Here is a 21354-nt window from a genome sequence, read left to right as displayed (position 1 = left end):
GTCCTCCCCCGGATGGGCCGGGCCCGGCCGGGCCCGGGAATATTTAGCTGAGGTCAACTAAATTACTCCGTCCGTGGCCGCGGGAGAAGACCCCCACGGGCACGGCTACCAGGACTCCGGGTCCGACCAGGCCGCCAGGGTCCGGCGGCTCTCGAAGCGGCACGGACGGCCGGTCAGCGGATCGGTGAACTCCATCGCGGCGGAGAGCAGTTGCAGCGGCCGGCGGAAGTCGTCCGGGGCCGGCTCCGGCAGCACCACCGGGTACACCGGGTCGCCCAGGATCGGAAGGCCCAGCCCGCTCATGTGCAGCCGCAGCTGGTGCGTGCGGCCGGTGGACGGTCGCAGCAGGTAGTGGCCGAGCCCGCCGCGCCGCTCCAGCAGCGCGATCCGGCTCTCGCTGTTCGGCGGCGCGTCCAGCTCCCGGGCGGCGATCACCCCGCGCTCCTTCACGATGTGGCTGCGCACGGTGCGCGGCAGCTGCACCGCCGGGTCGAACGCCGCCACCGCCCGGTACTCCTTGCGGACCAGCCGGTCCCGGAACAGCGACTGGTAGGCGCCCCGGTCCTGCGGCCGCACCACGAACATCGCCAGCCCCGCCGTCAACCGGTCCAGCCGGTGCGCCGGGCTGAGCGCGGGCAGGGCCAGCGTGTGCCGCAGCCGGCTCAGCGCCGTCTCCACGACGTGCCGCCCGCGCGGGGTGGTGGCCAGGAAGTGCGGCTTGTCGACCACCACCAGGTGCTCGTCCCGGTGCAGCACCTCCAGCTCGAACGGGACCGGCACCTCGGCCGGCAGCTCCCGGTAGAACCACAGGTGGGCTCCCGGCCGGAACGGGTCGGCCGGACCGACGGACCTGCCGTCCTCGCCGACCACCTCCCCCGCCCGCAGCAGACCGTCCACCCGCTCCGCCGCGACCGCCGGCAACCGCTCGCCCAGGTACTCCCGCACGGTCTCCCACGGGCCGCCGGTGACCGGCAGCCGCAGATGCACCGGATCGACCCCCTGCCGCTGGGGCAGGGGGGAGGTCGGGGCCGCGCTCCTTCGTCTCATCGCGTCCGTCAGCCTAGTTCGTCCCGGACGGCGGACGGACGGCCCACCGGCGGGGGACGGCGGGCGGGCGCGGGACGGCGCACGGGCGGGGAACGGCGGACGGACCCCGCTCGACCGCCGGGATGCCGGTGCGGCGGTCGGCGGTGGAGAGTGGACGAAGGGGGCGGAGTCGACGAAAGGGGACGGAGTGGACGGCGGGGGCGGCACCCCGACGGGTGCCGCCCCCGAGCGGAGTGGTCCGGCCGTCGAGCGGTCGGACCCGTCGAGCGGCCTGGAGGCGGGTGCGTGAGCGCGAGCGGCGAGGACCCCGAGGGCGCCGCGGCACCGGGCGCCGTGCCGCCGCCGCGGCTGCCGCGGCGGACCAGGCTGCTGCTCGGCGGCGCCTTCCTGCTGCTGGTCGCGGCCGTGGTGACGGACCTGCTGACCGGCCCGGGCAGCACCCTCTCCCCCGTGCTCGCCGCCGCGCCCGTCCTGGTCGGGGCCACCACCCGCCGGGCCCGGGTACCGCTCGCCACCGGCGCGGCCGCCGTGGTCGTGGCCGGCCTGCTGGAGGACCTCAACTCCCAGTTGCCCGCCTCCGTCCACCTCGTCTCGCTGGTCACCATCACCGCCACCACCCTCGCCAGTACCGCCAACGTCGTGCTGATCGCCGCCCGCGAGCGCGAACTGTTCGAGGTGCGGACCGTCGCCGAGGCGGCCCAGCGGGCACTGCTGCGCCCACCGCCCGAACGGATCGGGCCGCTGCGGATCGCCGTCCGGTACGTGGCCGCGGCCGCCGAGGCGAGGATCGGCGGGGACCTGTACGACGTGGTAGACACGCCGTTCGGGATCCGGATCCTGCTCGGGGACGTCCAGGGCCACGGCCTGCCCGCCGTCGAGACCGCGGCGGACGTCCTCGGCGCCTTCCGCACCGCCGCGCGCACCGAACCGGACCTCGCCAGGCTCGCCGAGCACCTGGACGCCGCGCTGGCCGGGCGCCCCGCCGACGGGCGGTTCGTGACCGCCGTGCTGCTCGGCGTGGACCGGGGGGACAACGCGGCCCTGCTGGTCAACTGCGGCCACCCGCACCCGCTGCTGCGCCGTGCCGACCGGGTCACCGAGCTCGTCCCCTCCCGGCACACCCCGCCGCTGGGCCTGCTCGGCCTGCTCGGCGACGGCCGCTACACCGCCGAGCCGGTCGACCCGTGGCCCGGCGACCTGCTGCTGCTGTACACCGACGGGGTCTCCGAGGCCCGCGACGCGGCGGGCGAGTTCTACCCCCTCCCCGACCGCTTCGCCGCACTCCCGGCCGGGACGCCGGAGGACCTGATGGACGCCCTGCTGCCCGACCTCGCCTCCTGGGTCGCCCCGGGCGGCCTCGCCGACGACGCGGCGGCGCTCGCCGTCCGCTGGGACCGGTGAGCGGCGCGCACGGTGACCGGCACACGGTCACCGGCGACCGGCGAGCAGCGACCGGCCCGCAGCCGACCGCCCGCCGTTCCGGGGCGGTTGTCAGTGGGGCGTGCGAGGGTGGTCCCGCGGTCGGTACCGACCGGGCGCACGGGCTTTCGTCGAGGGGACGGTGCGATGGGCGGCAGGGCGAGCGGGGCCTTCGAGGTGACGGCGTTCGAGCCGGAGGAGACGGACGCGCAGCCGGGCGCGACGCTCGGCCGGGTCCGGATCACCAAGGAGTTCACGGGCGGGCTGACCGGGGCGAGCGTGGTGCGGATGCTGTCGGTCCTGGACGGCGCGGGCGGCCCGGCCGCCTATGTGGCGGTGGAGCGGTTCACGGGCGCGCTGGACGGGCGGCAGGGGTCGTTCGTGCTGCAGCACTCGGCGCCGGGGAGCCACGGCGAGCGGTTGGCGATCCGGGTGGTCGCGGGCACCGGCACGGGCGAGCTGGCGGGAATCACCGGGGTGTTCGAGCTGGAGGTGGACGAGGAGGGCCGGCACACGTACGTCCTGGAGTACGAACTGGGCTGAGGCGCGGCGCCTGTGCGGCTCCTCCGACTCCTGTCACGATGATGCGATCAATACACGATCGACGTCGGAGGGTGACGGATGGCCGGGGTGCCCACAGGGATCACGGACGGGGCGCGGGGGATCGACGGCGTCGTCCGGCGGCTGCGTGCGATCGCGGCCGAACTCCCGCCCACCGACGGGGTGGCGGTGTTCAACCGGATGTACCTGACGGTCACCGAGGGCGTCGGGGCCGGGCTGGACGGGTTCGCCGACCCGACCGCTGTCGCCGAGCTGGACGTGCTCTTCGCCGGGCGCTACCTGCTGGCGGTGGACGCGGTCGCGGCGGGGCGGCGGCCACCGGCCTGCTGGCGGCCGCTGTTCGAGCTGCGCGCCGACCCCGAGGTGCACCCGCTGCAGTTCGCACTGGCCGGGATGAACGCCCACATCCAGCACGACCTGCCGCTCGCCGTCGTCGACACCTGCCGTCGGCTCGGCCGGGAGCCGGAGCAGCTGGAGGACGACTACCACCGGATCAACGGTCTGCTGGCGGGGGTCGAGACGGCCGTGCGCGAGCAGCTGATGCCCGGACCGGACGTACTGGAGCGGCTGGAGCCGATGACGCACCGGATCGGGGCGTGGTCGGTCGACACCGCGCGGGAGGCCGCCTGGGGCTCGGTGCGGCTGCTCTGGGGGCTGCGCGGGCGCCCGTCGGCAGCGCGGGCCTGCGCGACGGCGCTGGACGGGGCGGTCGGGCTGCTCGGCCGTGCACTGCTCCTGCCGCTGGGCCTGCGCGACCCGGCGGCCGACGTACCGGCACTCGACGCGCTCGCAGCCGACGTACCGGTGCCGGACGCACTGGAATCCGACGTACCGGCGCTCGACGCGCAGGCGCCCGGCACGCCGGTGGCCGGCCTGCTCCCCGTGGCGAGGAGCGGACCGGCCACCGGCGGACGGGCGCCGGGCGGTGATCAGGCCCAGCTGGAGTGCAGCGGCTTGCCCTCGGCGTAGCCGGCCGCGCTCTGGATGCCGACCACGGCCTTCTCGTGGAACTCCTCCAGGCTGGCCGCGCCCGCGTAGGTGCAGGAGCTGCGCACGCCCGCGACGATGGAGTCGATGAGGTCCTCGACGCCCGGGCGGGCCGGGTCGAGGAACATCCGGGAGTGCGAGATGCCCTCCTCGAACAGCGCCTTGCGGGCACGGTCGTACGAGGAGTCCTGGGCGGTGCGGTTGCTCACGGCCCGCTTGGAGGCCATGCCGAAGGACTCCTTGTACTGGCGGCCGTCGGCGGTGGTCTGGAGGTCGCCGGGCGACTCGTAGGTGCCGGCGAACCAGGAGCCGACCATCACGTTGGAGGCGCCGGCGGCCAGCGCCATGGCGACGTCGCGCGGGTGGCGCACCCCGCCGTCGGCCCAGACGTGCTTGCCCAGGCGGCGGGCCTCGGCGGCGCACTCCAGCACGGCGGAGAACTGCGGGCGGCCGACGCCGGTCATCATCCGGGTGGTGCACATGGCGCCCGGTCCGACGCCGACCTTCAGGATGTCCGCGCCGGCCTCGACCAGGTCGCGCACACCGGCCGCCGAGACGACGTTGCCCGCGACGACCGGGACCTGCGGGTCCAGCCCGCGCACGGCGCGCAGCGCGCTGATCATCGACTCCTGGTGGCCGTGCGCGGTGTCCACGACGAGCGTGTCGGCACCGGCCTCCAGCAGGGCCTTGGCCTTGCCGGCGACGTCGCCGTTGATGCCGACGGTGGCGGCGATCCGCAGCTTGCCGGCGGCGTCGACGGCCGGGGTGTAGAGGGTGGCGCGCAGCGCGTTCTTGCGGGTGAGCAGGCCGACCAGGCGGCCGTCGCGGTCGACGACGGGGGCGAGCTTGCGGTGCGCCTCGCTGAGGCGGTCGAAGGCGTCGCGCGGGTCGATGTCCTCGTCGAGCAGCAGCAGGTCGCGGGACATCACCTCGGCGAGCGAGGTGAAGCGGTCGACGCCCTGGCAGTCGGAGTCGGTGACGACGCCGACCGGGCGGCCGTCCTCGACCACGACCAGCGCGCCGTGGGCGCGCTTGGGCAGCAGCGAGAGCGCCTCGGCGACGGTGGCGCCGGGGTCGAGGGTGATGGCGGTGTCGTGCACCAGGTGGCGCTGCTTGACCCAGCCGACGACCTCGGCGATGACCTCGGTCGGGATGTCCTGCGGGATGGCGACCAGGCCGCCGCGGCGGGCGACGGTCTCGGCCATCCGGCGGCCCGCGATGGCGGTCATGTTGGCGACGACCAGCGGGACGGTGGTGCCGGTGCCGTCGTTGGAGGAGAGGTCGACAGCCTGGCGGGAGCCCACGGCGGATCGGCTGGGGACCATGAAGACGTCGTCGTACGTGAGGTCGTACGAGGGCATGAGGTCGTTCAGGAAGCGCATGAAACGGGGCTCTCTGGCTGGGAGAAATTACACCTCGGGTGCGGGTGCGGCACGGCCGCAGGGCGCACTCGGGCGCCCCTGCACCCAACGTTCGATTCTCCGGTACCGGTAGGACAAACGCCAGCTGGCCGCTGTTTGCTGGGTCTGCGTACAAGCCATGATCAAAGCTCCGCGCGTAGATATGGAGGATCCTCCAAATCCCGGACTTTCGCCCCGGCCGGGGCCGCTCCCGTAGCATTCACGCGGTAGACGCGGCGAACGCCGTGATCGGCGAGGCGAGCGGGAACGGCAGAGGCATGGCGGCGGGACTGACGGCAGCAGCGGGCGTGGACAGCGGGCAGCGGCGGGGCGAGGCGGACACCGAGGAGATCGACTACGGCCCCGGCCTCGATCCCGAGCGGCTCCGGCTCTGCCTGGAGGTGCTGGCCGAGCTGGACGAGCTGCACGTCGACCACCCGGACGCGATCACCGTCCGCCAGGCCGTCGGCGGCATATTCCGCACCCTCAAGCAGCGCCGCCGCCAGGAGACCCGGGCCCGCAAGACCGCCAACGACCGCGACGTCACCGCGCGCACCGCGACCGGGGCCCCGAGCCGGATCGACGACGAGACGGCCGGCGCCTTCGGCCTGACCACCGTCACCACCACGGAGATCGCCGGGATCCTGGAGCGCCCCCGCTCCTGCTACATCTGCAAGCAGCGCTACGTCGAGGTCGACGCGTTCTACCACAACCTCTGCCAGGGCTGCGCGGCCAAGAACCGGGCCCGGCGCGACGCCCGCGCCGACCTGACCGGCAAGCGCGCGCTGCTGACCGGCGGCCGCGCCAAGATCGGTATGTACATCGCGCTGATGCTGCTGCGCGACGGCGCGCACACCACCATCACCACCCGCTTCCCCAATGACGCGATCCGCCGCTTCACCGCGATGCCGGACAGTGCCGAGTGGCTGCACCGGCTGAAGATCGTCGGCATCGACCTGCGCGACCCGGCCCAGGTGATGGCGCTGGCCGACGAGGTCGCGGCGGACGGCCCGCTGGACATCCTGATCAACAACGCCGCGCAGACCGTGCGCCGCCCGCCCGAGTCCTACCGGGAGCTGGTCGCCGCCGAGTCGGCGCCGCTGCCGGCCGGCGAGCTGCCGCAGTCGACCACCATCGGCCGGTTCAACAGCGGCAGCGTCGACCTGCCCGCGCTGCCGCACCAGGCCTCGGACGGCGCCGAGCGGATCTCCGCCGAGGACGTCACCTCGCTCGCGCTGGTCACCGGTTCGGCGACGCCGGACCGGATCCGGGCCGGGACGGCGATCGACGCCGGCGGCCTGGTCCCGGACCTCGCGGACACCAACAGCTGGGTGCAGACCGTCAGCGAGGTCGGCCCGGTGGAGCTGCTGGAGGTGCAGCTCTGCAACTCCACCGCGCCGTTCATCCTGATCAGCCGGCTCCGCCCGGCGATGGCCGCCTCGGCGTCCCGCCGCAAGTACGTGGTCAACGTGTCCGCCATGGAGGGCGTCTTCACCCGCGGCTACAAGGGCGCCGGACACCCGCACACCAACATGGCCAAGGCCGCGCTCAACATGCTCACCCGCACCAGCGCGATGGAGATGTTCCAGACCGACGGCATCCTGATGACCGCCGTCGACACCGGCTGGATCACCGACGAGCGTCCGCACCCGGACAAGATGCGCCTCGCCGACGAGGGCTTCCACGCCCCGCTCGACCTGGTCGACGGCGCGGCCCGGGTCTACGACCCGATCGTGCGCGGCGAGCAGGGCGAGGACCTCTACGGGTGCTTCCTCAAGGACTTCGACCGCGCCGCCTGGTAGCCGCCCGGCGGGACGGCGCGGCACCGCGCCGTCCCGCCACCCCCCTGCGGCGCCGTCCCGCCGTCCCCTGTCGCACCGTCACCCCGTCACCCCCGTTCGGAGGAACCGACGTGACCCACGCACCGCTGCTCGGCGCCGGAGTGATCGTGCCCACCGGGGACGGCCGGGTGCTGATCGGCCGTCGCACCACGGCCGGCGAGCCGCCGACCTGGAGCCTTCCCGGCGGCAAGGTCGATCCCGGCGAGTCCTTCGAGCGGACGGCCGCGCGCGAACTCGCCGAGGAGACCGGGATCGTGCTGCCCGCCGAGGAGCTGCGGGTGCTCGCGGTGCTGCTCGACCACGAGCTCGGCCGACCCCGGCTCACCGCCGCGGTGCTCGCCCCGCCGAGCCTGGCGCCCGCGGTGGTCATGGAGCCGGCCTCCTGCGGCGGCTGGGAGCGGCTGCCGCTGGACGCGCTGCCGGAGCCGATGTTCTACCCGTCCGGGCTGGTGCTGGGCACCTGGCGGGCGGAGCTGGGCTTCGCGCCCCGGCCGGGGACGCACGCGTACCCGGTCCTGCGCTGACGACCCGCCGGTCCGCACACGCGTGAACCCCGCTCCCCCTGGGCGGTTTCCAGGGGGCGGGGTCCGCACGTCCGGCCGAGCCCGGGGTCAGCCGTTGCGGGCCGCCTCAGGACCGGTGATCCGCTTCAGCAGCGGCAGCGTCGAGGCGATGATCCCGAGCGAGGCGACCAGCCCGAACAGCACCAGCCCGAAGTACACCCAACCGGGCGACACCAGGTCGTAGTCCATCTGCGACTTGAGGAACATCGCGGCCGCGCCGAAGCCCGTCCCGATCGCGACGGCCGACACCAGGAGCAGCGGCAGGGCGCTCTCCAGGCCGATCACCGCCCGCAGCATCCGCAGCGGCGCCCCGGTGAGCCGGAGCATCGCGAACGGCCGCCGCCGGTCGGACAGGCCCGCGACCACGCTCACCGCCAGGCTGCAGCCGGCGATCGGCAGGGTGGTGAGCAGCACCACGTCGGCGAGCTGGCGCCAGCCGGCGAGCGTCTTCTGCTGGGCGGAGCCGAAGTCCTGCACCATCCGGGCGTGCTGCTCCGGGAAGGTCCGGGTCAGCAGGGTGCGGACCCGCTCCTTGGCGGCGGTGCTCCCGTCGGTGGTCACGTAGAGCGACAGCACCGGCAGCCGGTCGGCCTCCGCCGCACTGATCGGCGCGGTCGGCCATTCCCGCGCGGCCTGGGAGGTGAGGCTCAGGAAGCCGAACGGCTCGACCGCGGCGACCTCGGCGCCGGGGGCGCAGTGGCCGACCACCGGGGTCCGGGCGAGGTCGGCGCAGGACACCAGGGACGCCTCGGGCCAGTCCGGCGGCGCGGTGGGGTCGTGCGCCAGACCGTCCGGGTTGGCGTGGGCGACGGCGACCCCCCGGTAGCCGGGGACGGCCCGCAGCTCGGCGAGGAACGGGGCCGGGAGGGCGTCGGCCATCACGGGGTCGCCGGGCAGGGCGCCGTGTTCCACCGCCACCCGGGTCTCCGGGTCGCCGCCGAGCGTGCCGCGGTTGGTGTCGATGGTGCCGATGACGGCGACGGTCGCGGTGGTGACGAACAGGGCCAGGATCAGACCGGCCACCGAGCGGAACCCGGCCCTCGGGTCGTCGGCGAGCCGCCGGACGGCGATCAGGGTGGCGGGCCGGCTGGTCCGGGCCGCGACCAGGCGGGCGACGGACATGGTGAGCCAGGGACCGGCGACCACCAGGCCGACCATGACCACCAGGAAGCCGGTCAGATAGGCGGCGGTCTGCCCGTCGGTGGTCTGCGGGCGGCGGCCGACGAACCAGGCGAGTTCGGCGAGCCCGGCGAGCAGCGGGGCCACCCGCCACCCGGACGGCGGCTTCGGGGTGGTCCGGCGGCTGACGCCGAGCGGGGAGACGGTGACCCGGCGCAGGGCGAGCCGGGCGGCGACGGCCGCCGCCACCGGGACGCCGACCAGCACGGCCAGCGCCTGCGGCAGGGTGAGGGCGAGGTCGTCCACGAAGAAGCGGTCGCCGGTGAACGGCACGGTCGCGACCAGCGGGCGCAGCAGCAGGTGGACGCCGAAGCCGAGGACGGTGCCGGCCACGGCGGCCACGGTGGACTCGGCGGCCGCGATCAGGGTGATCTGCCGGGGTGTCGCGCCGACCAGGCGCATCGCGGCGTAGCGCTGCTCCCGGGTGGCGGCGGACAGGCGGGTGGCCGTGCCGATGAAGATCACCACGGGGAAGAGCAGCGCGCCGGCGACCACCGAGAGGATGAGGGTCATGGCGTCGCCGCGGACGCCGCTGCCCGGGCAGTCGCCGTCGCAGGCCGGAGGCAGGGCGGTGGCGATGGAGGTGACCTGGCGGGCGCCGGGGCGGGCGGCGAGGGCCGCCGGGTCCTGGCCGCTCACCAGGACCAGGGAGTCCGGGGAGGCGAGGGCGGCCTTGCCGATCTCTCCGGCGAGGTGGCCGGGGAAGCGGTCGGCGAGCTGGTCCGCGGGGCGTTCGCGGAGCAGCTTCGCCAGGGCGGGCGAGGCGTAGTACTCGCCCGCGGCGGGAAGCTTCGACAGGCCCGGGGGGACCGGCGAGGCCGGTCCGGTGGCGGCGACCTCGACCAGGAGGAGTTCGTGGCCGTCGTAGTACTCGGGGGTGCGGTCGCGCCACCAGAGCGGGTCGGCGGCCGCGGTCCCGGTGCCGCTCCCGGTGCCGCTCTCGGTGCGGCTCTTGGCGCCGCTGTTGGCCCAGAGCACCCGGTCGTTGGCGGCGCCGACGGCGTTGACGGCGGCGAGCGTGGAGAGCAGCAGGCCGACGCCGATGGCGGTCGCGGCGGTGATGGTGAGCAGTCGGGCGACGGCCTGGCGGCCGCCGCTGACGGCGAGGCGCAGCGCGAAGGGGATCACGGGGCGACCCGCTCCGCGGCGGCGGCCGGCGTGTACGGGTTGGTGAGCACCCGGGCCCGGCCGTCCCGGACCAGGGCCTCGCGGTCGGCGTAGGCGGCGACCCGCGGTTCGTGGGTGACCAGGACGACGGTGGTGCCCTGTTCGCGGGCAGCGCCGACCATCAGTTCCATGACCTGTTCGCCGGTGAGCGAGTCCAGGGCGCCGGTCGGCTCGTCGGCGAACAGCACCCGGGGGCGGGTGACCAGGCCGCGGGCGAGCGCGATCCGCTGGGCCTGGCCGCCGGAGAGTTCGCCGGAGCGGCGGCCGCCGAGGCCGTCGAGGCCGAGCCGGGCGAACCAGGGGCGGGCCTCGGCGAGGGCGGCGCTCCGGCGGACGCCGCCGAGCAGCAGCGGCAGGGCGATGTTCTCCTCGGCCGTCAGTTCCGGGACGAGCTGGCCGAACTGGAACACGAAGCCGAAGGCGTCGCGCCGCAGGGCGCTGCGCCGGTTCTCGTCGAGGCGGTCGATCCGCTGTCCGTCGAAGTGGACCTCGCCCGCGTCGGGAACGAGGATGCCGGCCAGGCAGTGCAGCAGGGTGGACTTGCCGGAGCCGCTGGCTCCCATCACGGCGAGCACCTCCCCGGCGTCGGCGGCCAGGCTGGCGCCGCGCAGGGCCGGGGTCTCGCCGAAGGCGAGTTCGATGTCGCGGGCTTCTATCAGGGGGCTCATGCGCGTACCTCCGCGGCGAGGGCGTCCAGGCGGGCAGTGGTGAGGTCGATCCAGCGGAGGTCCGCTTCCAGGCGGAAGAGGCCGTGGTCGGCGAGCAGGCCGTCGACCAGCGGGCCGGTGCGGCGCAGTTCGGTGAGTTCGCGCATCCGGCGCAGGTGGGCGGCGCGCTGGGTGTCGAGGTACGCCTCGGCGTCGCGGCCGAGCAGCAGGGCGAGCACGACCTTGGTGAACAGCACCGACTGGAGGGTGGGTTCGGGGGCGACGGGCTCGGCGAGCCAGTGCTCGAACTCGGTCACCCCGGCCTCGGTGATGACGTAGCGCTTGCGTTCGGGCCCGTCGCCGGGCTCGGCCTCGCCGGCGACGACCTTGCCGTCCCGGGCCAGGCGGCCGAGCGTGGAGTAGACCTGACCGTACGGCAGGGGCTTGCCGCGCCCGAAGAGGGCGTCGTAGTCGCGTTTGAGGTCGTAGCCGTGGCTCGGCTCGCGCTCCAGTAGCCCGAGAAGGGTGAGGGGAACACTCATGGGAGGAACATACACCAGAGATATACACCGAGTGTATAGCTCGCGAGAATACGGCTCTGAGCTGCAAGAACGTCGTGTCGCGCGACTGAAGACCGGTCAGAGAACGCCGCGAGCGGGGGACGGCCCCAAACCCCGTCCCCCGCCCTGCACGGCGGCCCGGCGAGCCCCCACAGCGGGCCGGACCACCGCGCCCCCGGCACGGGGACGCGGCCGGTGCCAGCCTGCCGCCCCCACCCCCGTCCCGCCGAGGGCCGAACGTCCCGGTCCCGGAGCGCGGCCGGGGCCGGGAGTCCCGCACCGGACCGCCCGACCGACTCTTGTGCCCGGGGCAGGTGCCGGGGGAAATTGGAGTCCGACGGGGCCCACGCACGCCAACCGCCGTGAGGAGCACGCATCGTGTCCAGGACACCCCGCCCGGCCCGCACCGTGCCGCCGCCCCGGCGGGCCGGCCGCGCGCTGCGCCGCGCCGTCGGCCGCCGACGCACCGTCGGGGCCCGCGAACCCCTCGCCCGCCCGGTCGACCGCGCCCGCGGCCGCGCCTGGCTCGCCGCCGGCCTCGCCCTGCTCCTCGGCCTGGCCGGGATCACCGCCGCCGCCGTCCTCGGCCACCGCGCCGCCGGACGCACCGCGGAGGCCGAACGCGGCCGGCTGCACCGCACCGAGGCACTCGTCCTGGGCCGGCTCCGCGCCGAGGACCCCGGCGCCGGCCGGTGGAGCGGCGGCTACGAGAAGCGGGTCGACACCTCGCTCTCCTGGACCGCCCCCGACGGCCTGGCCCGCACCGGCACCGTCGAGGTCCCGCGCAGCGCCGCCACCGGATCCACCGTCACCCTCTGGGTCGACGACGACGGGCGGCCCGCCACTCCCCCGGCCACCGCGATCGGCCTGGCCGTCGGGGTGGCCTGCACCGGCCTGGCCGGAGCCGCCAGCCTGGCCGCCCTGATCGGCTGCCTGCTCACCCTGCGGCTGCGCGCCCTCGACCGGCGGGCCGACCGCGACTGGGAACGCTCCTGGGCCCACTGGGAACCCCGCTGGTCCGGCCGCGCCAGCCAGCCCCAGGACGACTGAACGGCACCGCGCGCCCTCGAACACCCGGACACCCGATGGAGACCCCCTTGTCCTCGTTCAGCACCGAACGGCTGACCGCCCGCCTCTGGGCCCACGCCGACGCCGACCGGGCGTACGACACCTACTCCCGCTGGGAGGTCGCCCGCTGGCTGGGCGCGACCCCGCGGGTCCTGGAGTCGCCCGCCGAGGTGCCCGCCGTGATCGACCGCTGGCGGCAGCGCTCGGCCGACCCCCGCTACGGGATCTGGGCCCTGGAGCGCAGGGACACCGGCGTGGTGGTCGGTTCGGTGATCCTGATCCCGCTGCCGGACGAGGACGGCAGCGGCGACGGCGAGATCGAGGTCGGCTGGCACCTGCACCCCGACTCCTGGGGCCACGGCTTCGCCACCGAGGCCGCCGGCGCCGCCCTCGCCAAGGGCTTCGCCGACGGCCTCACCGAGATCCACGCCGTGGTCCGCCCCGGCAACGACCGCTCCGCCGCCGTCTGCCGCCGCCTCGGCATGACCGCACAGGGCCGCACCACCCGCTGGTACGGCGCCGAGTTCGACGCCTTCCTTGCCACCCGGCCCTGAGGCCGGCGGCGCGGGAAGGGCGGCGCGGGAAGGGCCGCGCAGGAAGGGCCGCGCAGGAACGGCGGCCCTCCCGGGCCCGCGCCGGGCCCCTTACGATGGGGCAGCCGACCGGGCACGCACCGGAAGGGGACCGGCACGGGGGCGGCCGGCACGACGGGGGGCGGGGAATGACGGGTCCGGAGCACTCCTCCGAGGTGACGAACACGATCCACGGCTCGACGTTCCACGGGCCGGTGATCCAGGCCGGGCAGGCCACCGTGACCCTGCTACCGCCCGGGCCGCCCGGGCGCCGGTTCCGGCTCTGGCACGGCGCGGTCGCGGTGGTCCTCGCGAGCGCCCTCGCGTTCGGCACCCACGTCGCGCTCAGCACCGACCACGGCGTACCCGGGGTCACCGCCCGGTACCTGCTGGAACAGGCCGACCCTCCCGTCCACACCGTCCTCCCCCGTGCCGCGCGCGCCAACGAGATTCCGGCGGAGGCCGCTGGCTGCTCGGGCAGCCGGACCTGGGCACACCGGCAGGGCGGCATGGACTACGGCACCTCAAGGCTGGCCGTCACCGCAGTCGGCGGCGTGGGACGTTCCGTCGTCATCGACAGCGTCCGGGCCGAGATCGTCGGAGCACCGCGCGACCCCGAGCCCGGCACCGTGCTCGCCTGCCGGGGCCAGGGCGAGGGCGACTGGACCGAACTCGGCATCGACCTCGACTCACCCGATCCCGCCGCTCTGATCGCCGGCTCCGACGGGGTCTCCTACGCTCCGTACTTCCGCAACAAGTACCTCTACCTGGAGTCCCTGAAGCCCGAGCTCATCGGCCTCACCGTGCTCGCGACCGACCACAGCTACGACTACGTGCTGGTCGTCGAGGGTTCGGTCGACGGGAAGCGGCACAGCTGGCGGCTCCAGGACGACGGCCGACCGTTCCGGATCTCCGGCGTCCGCAAAGAACGCGCGAACACCCTGCACAGCATGGTGCTCGGCTGGGCCACCTCCTACGACACCGACTTCGGCGCGGGTGAGCGGTGCAATCCCTGCCACGAGGCGGGCGAGGTCCTTCCCGGGACCGAGGTCAAGGGTGCTCCGAAACCCGCGACAGGCTGGCCCCGGACTCCCCCACCGCCTCCGCCGGCCGGTACGGCACCGGTCCTCGTGGTGGACCGCAGGGACCCCGAGTCGGTCGCGACCGCCTGGGCCGTGACCCGGAGCTCGTTCGATCAGGCGCTCGGCGACCCCGGCCCGGACGGCGGGATCGCTAGGGCCGTGCCGTACCTCGTCCCCGCGCTGGCGGCTTCCCCGGCCTCCGCCCGCCCGGGGCGGGCGGAGGCAGCCACCGGGGCCGAGGACGTACAGAGCCATCGCGCGCGGTCGGTCGTAGCATCGGCCTTCGTCTATCCCGACCGTCCTGACCCCCACCCGACCGGTCAGCTGGACGAGCCCGTGGTCAGGCTCACCGCTTCGGTATGGGGCGCCTACTACGCCGAGGACGGCTGGACCGCGCCGCTTGCCGCAGGTGCGAGCGGAAGCATCGTCTGGAATCTCGTCCTCAGCAGGCAGTCGGACGGGAGTTACCTGATCTCGGCGATCACCTGATCCCCGGTCGGCCGGACCGCCGTCAGCGCGCGCCGTCCGGGTCGGTCCAGGGGGCGGCCGGGTGGCCGGAGGCGCGGTGGGTGAGGGCGGCGACGGCGAGCAGCAGGGCCAGGGCGGCGGTGAGGGCGGCCGGGACGGTGGCGTGCAGGACGAGCACCGCGCCGAGCAGGGCGCCCGCGAACATCCAGGCGGCCGAGGCGAGACGGCGCGGGCCCGCCCGGTCGGCGGCCAGCGCGGTGAGGGTCATCGTCAGCACGGTGGTGGTCAGGTCCGGCACCTTGAGCGCGCGCACCACCGCGTTCTGCAGGCCCATCGCGCCGCCGAGCACGCCGATCAGGGTGTAGCGGACCGGTTCGGCGGTGTGGCCGAGGAACGCGGTGAGGACGGCGCAGCCGGCGAACAGCGCCGCCTGGAGCGCCACGGCGAGCACCAGCAGCCGGCCCCGGTGGCCGGGGCGGCGGCGGGCGAGGTGCCCGCCCGCGAGCGAGCCGGCCAGGAAGGCGGCGAGGGCGGCGAGCGAGGCGCGCGCGGAGAGGCCGGGCGCGCCGGCCAGGGCGAAGCCCAGGAAGATCACATTGCCGGTCATGTTGGCGACGAAGACGTGCCCGAGGGCGAGGTAGCTCACGGCGTCGACCAGTCCGGTGACCACGGTGAGCACCAGCAGCATCGCCACCAGCGGCCCGTGCCGGGGGTCGCGCATCCTCGCCCTCCTGCCGCTGCGCCGGTCCTCGCCTCACGGCAGCCTAAGCCCCGGCGGCCCGGCACGCGCGTGCCGGGCCGCCGGAGGGACCGTCAGACGGCGAGCGCCGGGCGGTGGTGGTCCAGCCAGAGGGCGAGGTCCACGACCCGCTCCAGCCTGAGCCGGTGGCCCCACTCCAGCTGGTCGGCCGGCGTGTCCAGGCTGGCCTTGATCACCGTCTCGTCGGCGATGTCGCGCACGTGCGGCGCGTCCAGCGCCTCGCGGGCGAGCCGCTGCAGTCCGCCGTTGTAGTCGGCGTGGTGGGTCGCCGGGTAGTGGTTCTTGGGCCGCCACAGCACCGAGTCCGGGGCGATGCCCTGGCCTGCCGCGCGCAGCAGGCTCTTCTCCCGGCCGTCGTAGCTCTTCATCGCCCAGGGGGTGTTGAAGGCGTACTCGACCAGCCGGTGGTCGCAGTACGGGACCCGCACCTCCAGGCCCTGGGCCATCGAGAGGCGGTCCTTGCGGTGCAGCAGCTGGCGCAGCCAGCGGGTCATGGACAGGTGCTGCATCTCGCGCTGGCGGTGCTCCTCGGGGCTCTCGCCGTCGGCGTGCGGGACGGCGGCCAGCGCGCTGCGGTAGGTGTCGTCGCGGAACTCGGCGATCCGCAGGTGGGCGGCGAGGTCCGGGTTGATCGGCATGGCCGCCTCGTCGCCGGTGACGAGCAGCCAGGGGAAGGTCTGCGCGGCGAGCGCCTTGGGGTTGTGGAACCACGGGTAGCCGCCGAACACCTCGTCGGCCGCCTCGCCGGAGAGCGCGACCGTGGAGTGCTTGCGGATCTCGCCGAACAGCAGGTAGAGCGAGGTGTCCATGTCGCCGACGCCGATCGGCGAGTCCCGGGAGACGACGACGGCGCGGCGGTGCTCCAGGTCCAGCAGGGTGCGCGGGTCGAGCACCACGGTGGAGTGGTCGCTGCCGATGAACGCGCCGGCCTCGGCGGCGTACGGGGTGTCGTGGCCGGTGCGCAGCACGTCGCCGGTGAACTGCTCGGCCTGGTCGCTGTAGTCGACGGCGTAGGAGCGCAGCTTGGCGTCCGGGCCCTCCTGGAGCCGCAGTTCGTCGGCGACCAGGGCGGTGACGACGGTGGAGTCGAGGCCGCCGGAGAGCAGGCTGCAGAGCGGGACGTCGGCCTCCAGCTGGGCGCGGGCGGCGCGGTTGACGAGCTCGCCGATCCGCTCCTTGGTGGCGTCCAGGCCGTCGGTGTGGGGGCGGGCGGTGAGCTCCCAGTAGCGGGTCTCGCGGATGCCGCTGCGGTCGAGGACGAGCAGCGCGCCGGGGTGGACCTCGCGGACGCCGGCCCAGACCGTGGGGCCGGTGTTGAAGAGCAGGCTGTAGGCCTCGCGCAGGCCGTCGGCGTCCACCGTGGGGGTGATCTCCGGGTGGGCGAAGAGCGCCTTGGGCTCGGAGCCGAAGGCGAGGCCGCCGTCGATCTCGGCCCAGAACAGCGGCTTGACGCCGAGCCGGTCGCGGACCAGCAGCAGGCGCTGCTCGCGCTCGTCCCAGACGGCGAAGGCGTACATGCCCTCCAGCCGCTCGACGAGGGCGTCGCCCCACTCCTGGTAGGCGCGCAGCACCACCTCGGTGTCGCTCCGGGTCTCGAAGCGGTGGCCCTTGGCACGGAGTTCGGCGCGCAGCTGGTGGTGGTTGTAGACCTCGCCGCTGTAGGTGAGGACGACGCCGGGCTCGTCCCGGCGGTCGGGCATCGGCTGGGCGCCGCCGTCGATGTCGATGACGGCGAGGCGGCGGTGGCCGAGGGCGGCGTGGCGGCCGAGCCAGACGCCGCCGGCGTCGGGGCCGCGCAGGGTCATGGTGGCGGTCATCGCCTCGATGACGGGGGCGCTTTGGCGGACGTCCTGGTGGAAGGACACCCAGCCGGTGATTCCGCACATGCGCGAGCACTCCTTGAACGAGCTTGAACGAGCTAGGGCGAGCTTTGGCGAGCTTGGGCGAGCAGACGATCGGATCCGGACCACCAGTCGGGTGAACGCCGCCGGTGGTTCCACGGATTCGGACACATTTCCGGCCATGTCCTGGCGACACCGGCATTTTGAACACGTTCAGGTCGACCGCTAGGGTGCGCACGACCAATCGTTTCGAGGGGGGATCTCGATGAGGATCGTCATACCCGGTGGGACCGGCCAGATCGGGCGCGTCCTGGACCGCGCGCTCACCGCCGACGGCCACGAGGTGGTGCTGCTCACCCGCCGGCCCCGGCGCGACCAGGAGATCTTCTGGGACGGCCGCTCGCTGGGCCGCTGGACCGCCGCGGTCGACGGCGCCGACGCCGTGATCAACCTCGCCGGGCGCAGCGTCGACTGCCGCTACACCGAGGAGAACCTGCGCGACATGATGGACTCCCGGGTGCACTCCACCCGGGCCGTCGGCCGCGCGATCGCGGGCGCCCGGCGCCCGCCCCGGGTGTGGCTGCAGATGAGCACCGCCACCATCTACTCCCACACCTACGGCGCCCCGCACGACGAGGACACCGGCGTCATCGGCGGCGAGGAGCCCGGCGTCCCCGCGTACTGGGAGCGGAGCGTGCGGATCGCCCGCGCCTGGGAGCGCGAGCAGACCGACGCGGCCACCCCGGACACCCGGCGGGTCGCGCTGCGCTGCGCCATGGTGATGAGCCCGGAGGCGGGCGGCGCCTTCCACCAGCTGGTGCGGCTGGCCAGGACCGGCCTGGGCGGTCCGGTCGACGGCGGCGGACAGTACCTGTCGTGGATCCACGACCGGGACCTGGTCCGCTCGGTGCGCTTCCTGCTCGACCGGGAGGACATCGCCGGACCGGTCAACCTCGCCGCGCCGACGCCGCTGCCGCAGCGGGTGTTCATGCAGGCGATCCGGCGGGCCAAGGGCATCCCGGTGGGGCTCCCGGCCACCCGGTGGATGGCCGAACTGGGCGCGTTCGCACTCCGCTCGGACACCGAACTGCTGCTGAAGAGCCGGGCGGTGGCGCCGGGGCGGCTGCTCGCGGCCGGGTTCGGCTTCGAGCACCCGCACTGGCCCGCGGCCGCCACCGACCTGCTCCGGCGGATGCGCAGCTGAGCGCGGACCCGGCGCCCGGGCTCCCGGACCGGGCCCGGCGCCCGGCCTCCGCGGCCGGACCCGGCCGTACGATGGGCGGGCACCGGGCACAGGGACAGGAGACCCGGGGGGCGGGACGGCTGAGGAGCGGACGGGTGCTGCGCGGACTGGGTGATCTGGAGGCCGAGATCATGGACCGGCTCTGGTCCTGGGGCCGCCCGGCCACCGTGCGCGAGGTCGTCGACGATCTGCGGCGGCAGCGCCCGGTCGCGTACACCACCGTCAACACCGTCGCCGACATCCTGAACACCAAGGAGTGGCTGCGGCGGACCAAGGTCGGCCGGGCCTGGGTCTACGAACCGACCTGCACCCGGGAGTCGTACACCGCGCAGCTGATGCACCAGGCCCTGGAGGGCAGTCCGGACCGCGCCGGGGCCCTGCTGCACTTCGTCGACCGGATCAGCGGCGACGAGGCGACGGCCCTGCTCGCCGCACTGGAGCAGGTCAAGGCGCGGGACGACGAACGGTGACCCTGGCCCTGCTGGCACTGCACCTGCTCCTGGTCGGCGTCCTGCTCCCGCGCCGGCTGGCCGGCTCGGCGCGGCTGCGGGCCCGGCTCCAGGCGCGACCCGCCCTCGGTGCGGCGCTCTGGCTCGCGCTGATGGCCTCCTTCGGCACCGGACTGCTGCTGGCGGCGCACCACCTGGTGGCGCCGCTCGGACACGAACCGGCCGGCCTCGTCGGACTGTTCCCGCACCTGGAACCGGCCGTCGCACCGCACGTCCACGACCGGTGGGTCCCGGTCGCGGCCGGCGGCGCGGTGGCGGCGGTCACCGCCGTGCTCGCCGCCCGGGCCGCCGGAGCCCGGCGACGGCACCGCCGGACGCTCGACCTGGTGGCCACCCGGGAACCGGGACTCCGGCTGCTCGTCCTGGAGGACCCGCGGCCCGCCGTCTACTGCCTGCCCGGCCGCCGGGCCCGGGTGGTGGCGACCCGGGGCGCCGTCGACCTGCTGGACGAGCGCGGGCTCGCCGCGGCCGTCGCCCACGAGTACGGGCACCTGCGCGGACGCCACCACCTGGTCCTGCTGGCCGCGGACACCTTCGCGCTCCTCCTCGGCCGCCTCCCGCTCGCCCGGCTCGGGCGGGCCGAGGTGGCGCTGCTGCTGGAGATGGCGGCCGACGACGCCGCGCTCGCCCGGGTGACCCGCGCCGAACTCGCGGGCGCGCTCTGCGCCCTGGCCACCACCGGGCCCGGACCGGCCCCGGCCGCCCTCGCCGCCGCGTCCACCGGCGTGCTCGCCCGGGTCCAGCGCCTCGCCCGGCCCCCCGCGGCCCCGGCGCCCGCCTACCGCCTGGCCGCCCTCGCCGCCCCGCTCCTCCCCTACCTGCTGGCCTGCGCCCCGCACCCGTGACCCGGGGGCAGTCCGGAACGACCGACCAGGGTGACGGCATGGACCTCACCGGTTTCCCCTTCACCGCCACCGACTGGACCCGGGTCGCCGAGGAGCGCAAGCCCGGCGAGCGCGGCGAAGTCACCAGCCGTGTCCAGCGGTTCGGGGACGTCCGGGTCCGGCGGGTCGACTACAGCCCGGGCTACGTCGCGGACCACTGGTGCCGCAAGGGGCACGTCCTGTTCGTCCTGGAGGGCGAGCTCGTCACCACGCTCGACGACGGCCGGGTCGTGGTGACCGGCCGGGGCGGCAGCTACCAGGTGGCCGACGACGCGGAGGCGCACCGCTCGAGCGCGCCGAACGGTGCCAGCCTGCTGATCGTCGACTGAGCACGACCGCGCGTCCGCGCCCGCGCCCGGGGCCCGGGGCCCGGGGCCCGTCAGGGGCGGACCGCGCCGACGTAGGGCATGGCGTCGATCGGGAGGATCTCGACGTTCTTCCCCGTGCGCGGGGCATGGATCATCTTCCCGTCGCCGATGTAGAGGCCGACGTGGTGCAGGTCGCCGTAGAAGAAGACCAGGTCGCCCGGCTGGAGGTCGGCGCGGGCGACGCGGGCGCCGGCGTTCCACTGGGCCTGGGAGACGCGCGGGAGCTTGACGTCGGCCGCGCGGTAGGCGGCGCCGGTGAGGCCGGAGCAGTCGAAGCCGGACGGGCCGGTGGCGCCCCAGACGTACGGCTTGCCGAGCTGCGCGTAGGCGAAGCGGATCGCGGCGGCCGCGCGGCCGGAGGCGGGCACGGCGGGGTCGGGCCGCTCGGCGGCGGAGCGGGAGGCCCGGGTGGCGGCCGCCTCCTGGGCGTTGATCCTGGCCCGGTCGGCGGCGCTGAGCCTGTTGAGCAGCGCCTGGGCCTTGGCCAGCTTGTCCTGGACCGCCTTCTTCTCGCCCGCGAGCGCGGCGGCCGCCTGGTCGAGCTGACCGAGGGTGGCGGTGGCCTCGGCGCGGTCCTGGTCGAGCCGGCGCTGCTCGGCCAGGGCCTGGCGCAGCAGGGCCGCCTGCGAGTCGACGACCTGGTTCTGGGCGGCGGCCCGGGCCAGGTAGGCGCCGGGGTCGGAGTCGAGCATCAGCTGCACGGACGGGTCGATGCCGCCGTTGCGGTACTGGTCGGCCGCGACGCCGCCGAGCTGGGTACGCAGCTCGTTCATCGCGTCCTGGCCCCGGGCCACCTTCTCCTGGATCCGGCTCGCCTCGCCCTGGAGCTTCTGCTGCTTCTCCTGGAAGCCGTTGTAGCGCTCGATCGACTGCTCGGCCTCCTCGTTGAGCCGGTCGACCTCCTCCTTCACGCTGGCGAGGCCCGGCGCGGGCTCGGCCTGGGCGGGACCGGCGGTGAGGACGACGCCGCCGGCCATCGCGGTCGTGAGGACCGCCAGGCGGGCCCGGCTCGGGGGGCTGGGCTTGCGGCGCTTTCCCATGGTGGCGGTCTCCTGGCGACGAGTAGGGACGGGCAGGGGTGACGGTCGAACCGAAGGGCGTGAACACGGGCGGGTGAACGGGCAGGCCGGCGTACGGCGAGGGGTACGGCGCCCTCCGCGGCGCCCTCCGGCGCCCTCCACCCGCGCT

General features: G+C 75.1%; 20 protein-coding genes. 12 read left to right on the top strand and 8 right to left on the bottom strand.

Annotated features, from left to right (window positions below; all coding sequences use genetic code 11):
- Nucleotides 1-105: 105 nt before the first annotated feature.
- Nucleotides 106-1047 (bottom strand): pseudouridine synthase, encoded by a 942-nt coding sequence (locus tag BLU95_RS32445; protein ID WP_093863111.1) that lies wholly within the window; start codon nucleotides 1045-1047, stop codon nucleotides 106-108.
- A gap of 285 nt (nucleotides 1048-1332) precedes the next feature.
- Here BLU95_RS32445 and BLU95_RS44540 point away from each other — a divergent pair, with 285 nt between their 5' ends.
- From BLU95_RS44540 to BLU95_RS32430, 3 genes are all read left to right on the top strand, one after another.
- A complete protein-coding gene (locus BLU95_RS44540) occupies nucleotides 1333-2448 on the top strand; it encodes a PP2C family protein-serine/threonine phosphatase (RefSeq protein WP_286158592.1) in 1116 nt (371 codons plus the stop codon).
- A gap of 165 nt (nucleotides 2449-2613) precedes the next feature.
- Nucleotides 2614-3009: a DUF3224 domain-containing protein gene (locus tag BLU95_RS32435; protein WP_093863109.1), complete on the top strand. Its 396-nt coding sequence runs from the start codon at nucleotides 2614-2616 to the stop codon at nucleotides 3007-3009.
- Nucleotides 3010-3096: 87 nt separating this feature from the next.
- A complete protein-coding gene (locus BLU95_RS32430) occupies nucleotides 3097-3996 on the top strand; it encodes a DUF5995 family protein (protein ID WP_353653518.1) in 900 nt (299 codons plus the stop codon).
- Here BLU95_RS32430 and BLU95_RS32425 read toward each other — a convergent pair.
- Nucleotides 3957-5396, bottom strand: a complete 1440-nt coding sequence (locus BLU95_RS32425; RefSeq protein WP_093863108.1) for a GuaB1 family IMP dehydrogenase-related protein — start codon at nucleotides 5394-5396, stop codon at nucleotides 3957-3959. The two genes, BLU95_RS32430 and BLU95_RS32425, sit on opposite strands and share 40 nt — an antisense overlap.
- 296 nt (nucleotides 5397-5692) lie before the next feature.
- Here BLU95_RS32425 and BLU95_RS32420 point away from each other — a divergent pair, with 296 nt between their 5' ends.
- A complete protein-coding gene (locus BLU95_RS32420) occupies nucleotides 5693-7216 on the top strand; it encodes an SDR family NAD(P)-dependent oxidoreductase (protein WP_093863107.1) in 1524 nt (507 codons plus the stop codon).
- Between the two features lie 110 nt (nucleotides 7217-7326).
- Entirely contained in the window at nucleotides 7327-7779 is a 453-nt protein-coding gene (locus BLU95_RS43470; RefSeq protein WP_159425075.1) for a nucleotide triphosphate diphosphatase NUDT15, read from the top strand.
- Between the two features lie 87 nt (nucleotides 7780-7866).
- On the opposite strand, the gene BLU95_RS32410 is transcribed toward BLU95_RS43470, so the two are convergent.
- From BLU95_RS32410 to BLU95_RS32400, 3 genes are read right to left on the bottom strand one after another with little or no spacing between them, the layout of a single operon-like run.
- A complete protein-coding gene (locus BLU95_RS32410; protein ID WP_093863105.1) occupies nucleotides 7867-10125 on the bottom strand; it encodes an FtsX-like permease family protein in 2259 nt (752 codons plus the stop codon).
- Nucleotides 10122-10832: an ABC transporter ATP-binding protein gene (locus tag BLU95_RS32405; protein ID WP_093863104.1), complete on the bottom strand. Its 711-nt coding sequence runs from the start codon at nucleotides 10830-10832 to the stop codon at nucleotides 10122-10124. The genes BLU95_RS32410 and BLU95_RS32405 overlap by 4 nt, the downstream gene beginning before the upstream one ends.
- Nucleotides 10829-11353: a PadR family transcriptional regulator gene (locus BLU95_RS32400; RefSeq protein ID WP_093863103.1), complete on the bottom strand. Its 525-nt coding sequence runs from the start codon at nucleotides 11351-11353 to the stop codon at nucleotides 10829-10831. Before BLU95_RS32400 ends, BLU95_RS32405 begins: the two co-directional genes overlap by 4 nt.
- A 396-nt stretch (nucleotides 11354-11749) precedes the next feature.
- Here BLU95_RS32400 and BLU95_RS32395 point away from each other — a divergent pair, with 396 nt between their 5' ends.
- From BLU95_RS32395 to BLU95_RS32385, 3 genes are all read left to right on the top strand, one after another.
- Nucleotides 11750-12421: an Rv1733c family protein gene (locus tag BLU95_RS32395; RefSeq protein ID WP_093863102.1), complete on the top strand. Its 672-nt coding sequence runs from the start codon at nucleotides 11750-11752 to the stop codon at nucleotides 12419-12421.
- Nucleotides 12422-12468: 47 nt separating this feature from the next.
- Nucleotides 12469-12993 carry a GNAT family N-acetyltransferase gene (locus BLU95_RS32390; protein ID WP_197698644.1) on the top strand — a complete coding sequence of 175 codons (525 nt, stop codon included), beginning with the start codon at nucleotides 12469-12471 and terminating at the stop codon, nucleotides 12991-12993.
- Between the two features lie 194 nt (nucleotides 12994-13187).
- Nucleotides 13188-14582 (top strand): hypothetical protein, encoded by a 1395-nt coding sequence (locus BLU95_RS32385; RefSeq protein WP_159425074.1) that lies wholly within the window; start codon nucleotides 13188-13190, stop codon nucleotides 14580-14582.
- Between the two features lie 22 nt (nucleotides 14583-14604).
- On the opposite strand, the gene BLU95_RS32380 is transcribed toward BLU95_RS32385, so the two are convergent.
- Together BLU95_RS32380 and asnB are read right to left on the bottom strand one after the other, a co-directional pair.
- The gene (locus BLU95_RS32380) at nucleotides 14605-15282 is read right to left on the bottom strand and encodes a YoaK family protein (protein ID WP_093863099.1); all 678 of its coding nucleotides are present in this window, start codon (nucleotides 15280-15282) and stop codon (nucleotides 14605-14607) included.
- Between the two features lie 92 nt (nucleotides 15283-15374).
- Nucleotides 15375-17207 carry an asparagine synthase (glutamine-hydrolyzing) gene (gene asnB / locus BLU95_RS32375; protein WP_093863098.1) on the bottom strand — a complete coding sequence of 611 codons (1833 nt, stop codon included), beginning with the start codon at nucleotides 17205-17207 and terminating at the stop codon, nucleotides 15375-15377.
- Nucleotides 17208-17427: 220 nt separating this feature from the next.
- On the opposite strand from asnB, the gene BLU95_RS32370 reads away from it, so the two are divergent.
- The 4 genes from BLU95_RS32370 (at nucleotide 17428) to BLU95_RS32355 (ending at nucleotide 20127) form a co-directional block, all read left to right on the top strand.
- Nucleotides 17428-18366 (top strand): TIGR01777 family oxidoreductase, encoded by a 939-nt coding sequence (locus BLU95_RS32370; RefSeq protein ID WP_093863097.1) that lies wholly within the window; start codon nucleotides 17428-17430, stop codon nucleotides 18364-18366.
- A gap of 137 nt (nucleotides 18367-18503) precedes the next feature.
- A complete protein-coding gene (locus BLU95_RS32365; RefSeq protein WP_093865285.1) occupies nucleotides 18504-18875 on the top strand; it encodes a BlaI/MecI/CopY family transcriptional regulator in 372 nt (123 codons plus the stop codon).
- Nucleotides 18872-19759, top strand: a complete 888-nt coding sequence (locus BLU95_RS32360) for a M56 family metallopeptidase (protein WP_093863096.1) — start codon at nucleotides 18872-18874, stop codon at nucleotides 19757-19759. The genes BLU95_RS32365 and BLU95_RS32360 overlap by 4 nt, the downstream gene beginning before the upstream one ends.
- Before the next feature lie 38 nt (nucleotides 19760-19797).
- Complete coding sequence (locus BLU95_RS32355; RefSeq protein ID WP_093863095.1) at nucleotides 19798-20127, top strand: DHCW motif cupin fold protein; 330 nt, start codon at nucleotides 19798-19800, stop codon at nucleotides 20125-20127.
- A gap of 50 nt (nucleotides 20128-20177) precedes the next feature.
- Here BLU95_RS32355 and BLU95_RS32350 read toward each other — a convergent pair whose 3' ends face one another.
- On the bottom strand, nucleotides 20178-21206 hold the full coding sequence (locus BLU95_RS32350) for a C40 family peptidase (protein ID WP_093863094.1): 1029 nt from the start codon (nucleotides 21204-21206) through the stop codon (nucleotides 20178-20180).
- Between the last annotated feature and the right edge of the window lie 148 nt (nucleotides 21207-21354).

Origin of the sequence: Streptomyces sp. TLI_053, from assembly GCF_900105395.1 — a bacterium.
Lineage (GTDB): Bacteria > Actinomycetota > Actinomycetes > Streptomycetales > Streptomycetaceae > Kitasatospora.
Note: the sequence above shows the minus strand (reverse complement) of the source record. Positions and strands in the feature narration are given on the sequence as shown.

Coding starts and splice junctions, on each gene's coding strand:
- BLU95_RS32425 (WP_093863108.1), bottom strand. CDS start 5,396: ATGCGCTTCCTGAACGACCTCATGCCCTCGTACGACCTCACGTACGAC.
- BLU95_RS32350 (WP_093863094.1), bottom strand. CDS start 21,206: ATGGGAAAGCGCCGCAAGCCCAGCCCCCCGAGCCGGGCCCGCCTGGCG.
- BLU95_RS32370 (WP_093863097.1), top strand. CDS start 17,428: ATGAGGATCGTCATACCCGGTGGGACCGGCCAGATCGGGCGCGTCCTG.
- BLU95_RS32435 (WP_093863109.1), top strand. CDS start 2,614: ATGGGCGGCAGGGCGAGCGGGGCCTTCGAGGTGACGGCGTTCGAGCCG.
- BLU95_RS32400 (WP_093863103.1), bottom strand. CDS start 11,353: ATGAGTGTTCCCCTCACCCTTCTCGGGCTACTGGAGCGCGAGCCGAGC.
- BLU95_RS32355 (WP_093863095.1), top strand. CDS start 19,798: ATGGACCTCACCGGTTTCCCCTTCACCGCCACCGACTGGACCCGGGTC.
- BLU95_RS32420 (WP_093863107.1), top strand. CDS start 5,693: ATGGCGGCGGGACTGACGGCAGCAGCGGGCGTGGACAGCGGGCAGCGG.
- BLU95_RS32405 (WP_093863104.1), bottom strand. CDS start 10,832: ATGAGCCCCCTGATAGAAGCCCGCGACATCGAACTCGCCTTCGGCGAG.
- BLU95_RS32445 (WP_093863111.1), bottom strand. CDS start 1,047: ATGAGACGAAGGAGCGCGGCCCCGACCTCCCCCCTGCCCCAGCGGCAG.
- asnB (WP_093863098.1), bottom strand. CDS start 17,207: ATGTGCGGAATCACCGGCTGGGTGTCCTTCCACCAGGACGTCCGCCAA.
- BLU95_RS32380 (WP_093863099.1), bottom strand. CDS start 15,282: ATGCGCGACCCCCGGCACGGGCCGCTGGTGGCGATGCTGCTGGTGCTC.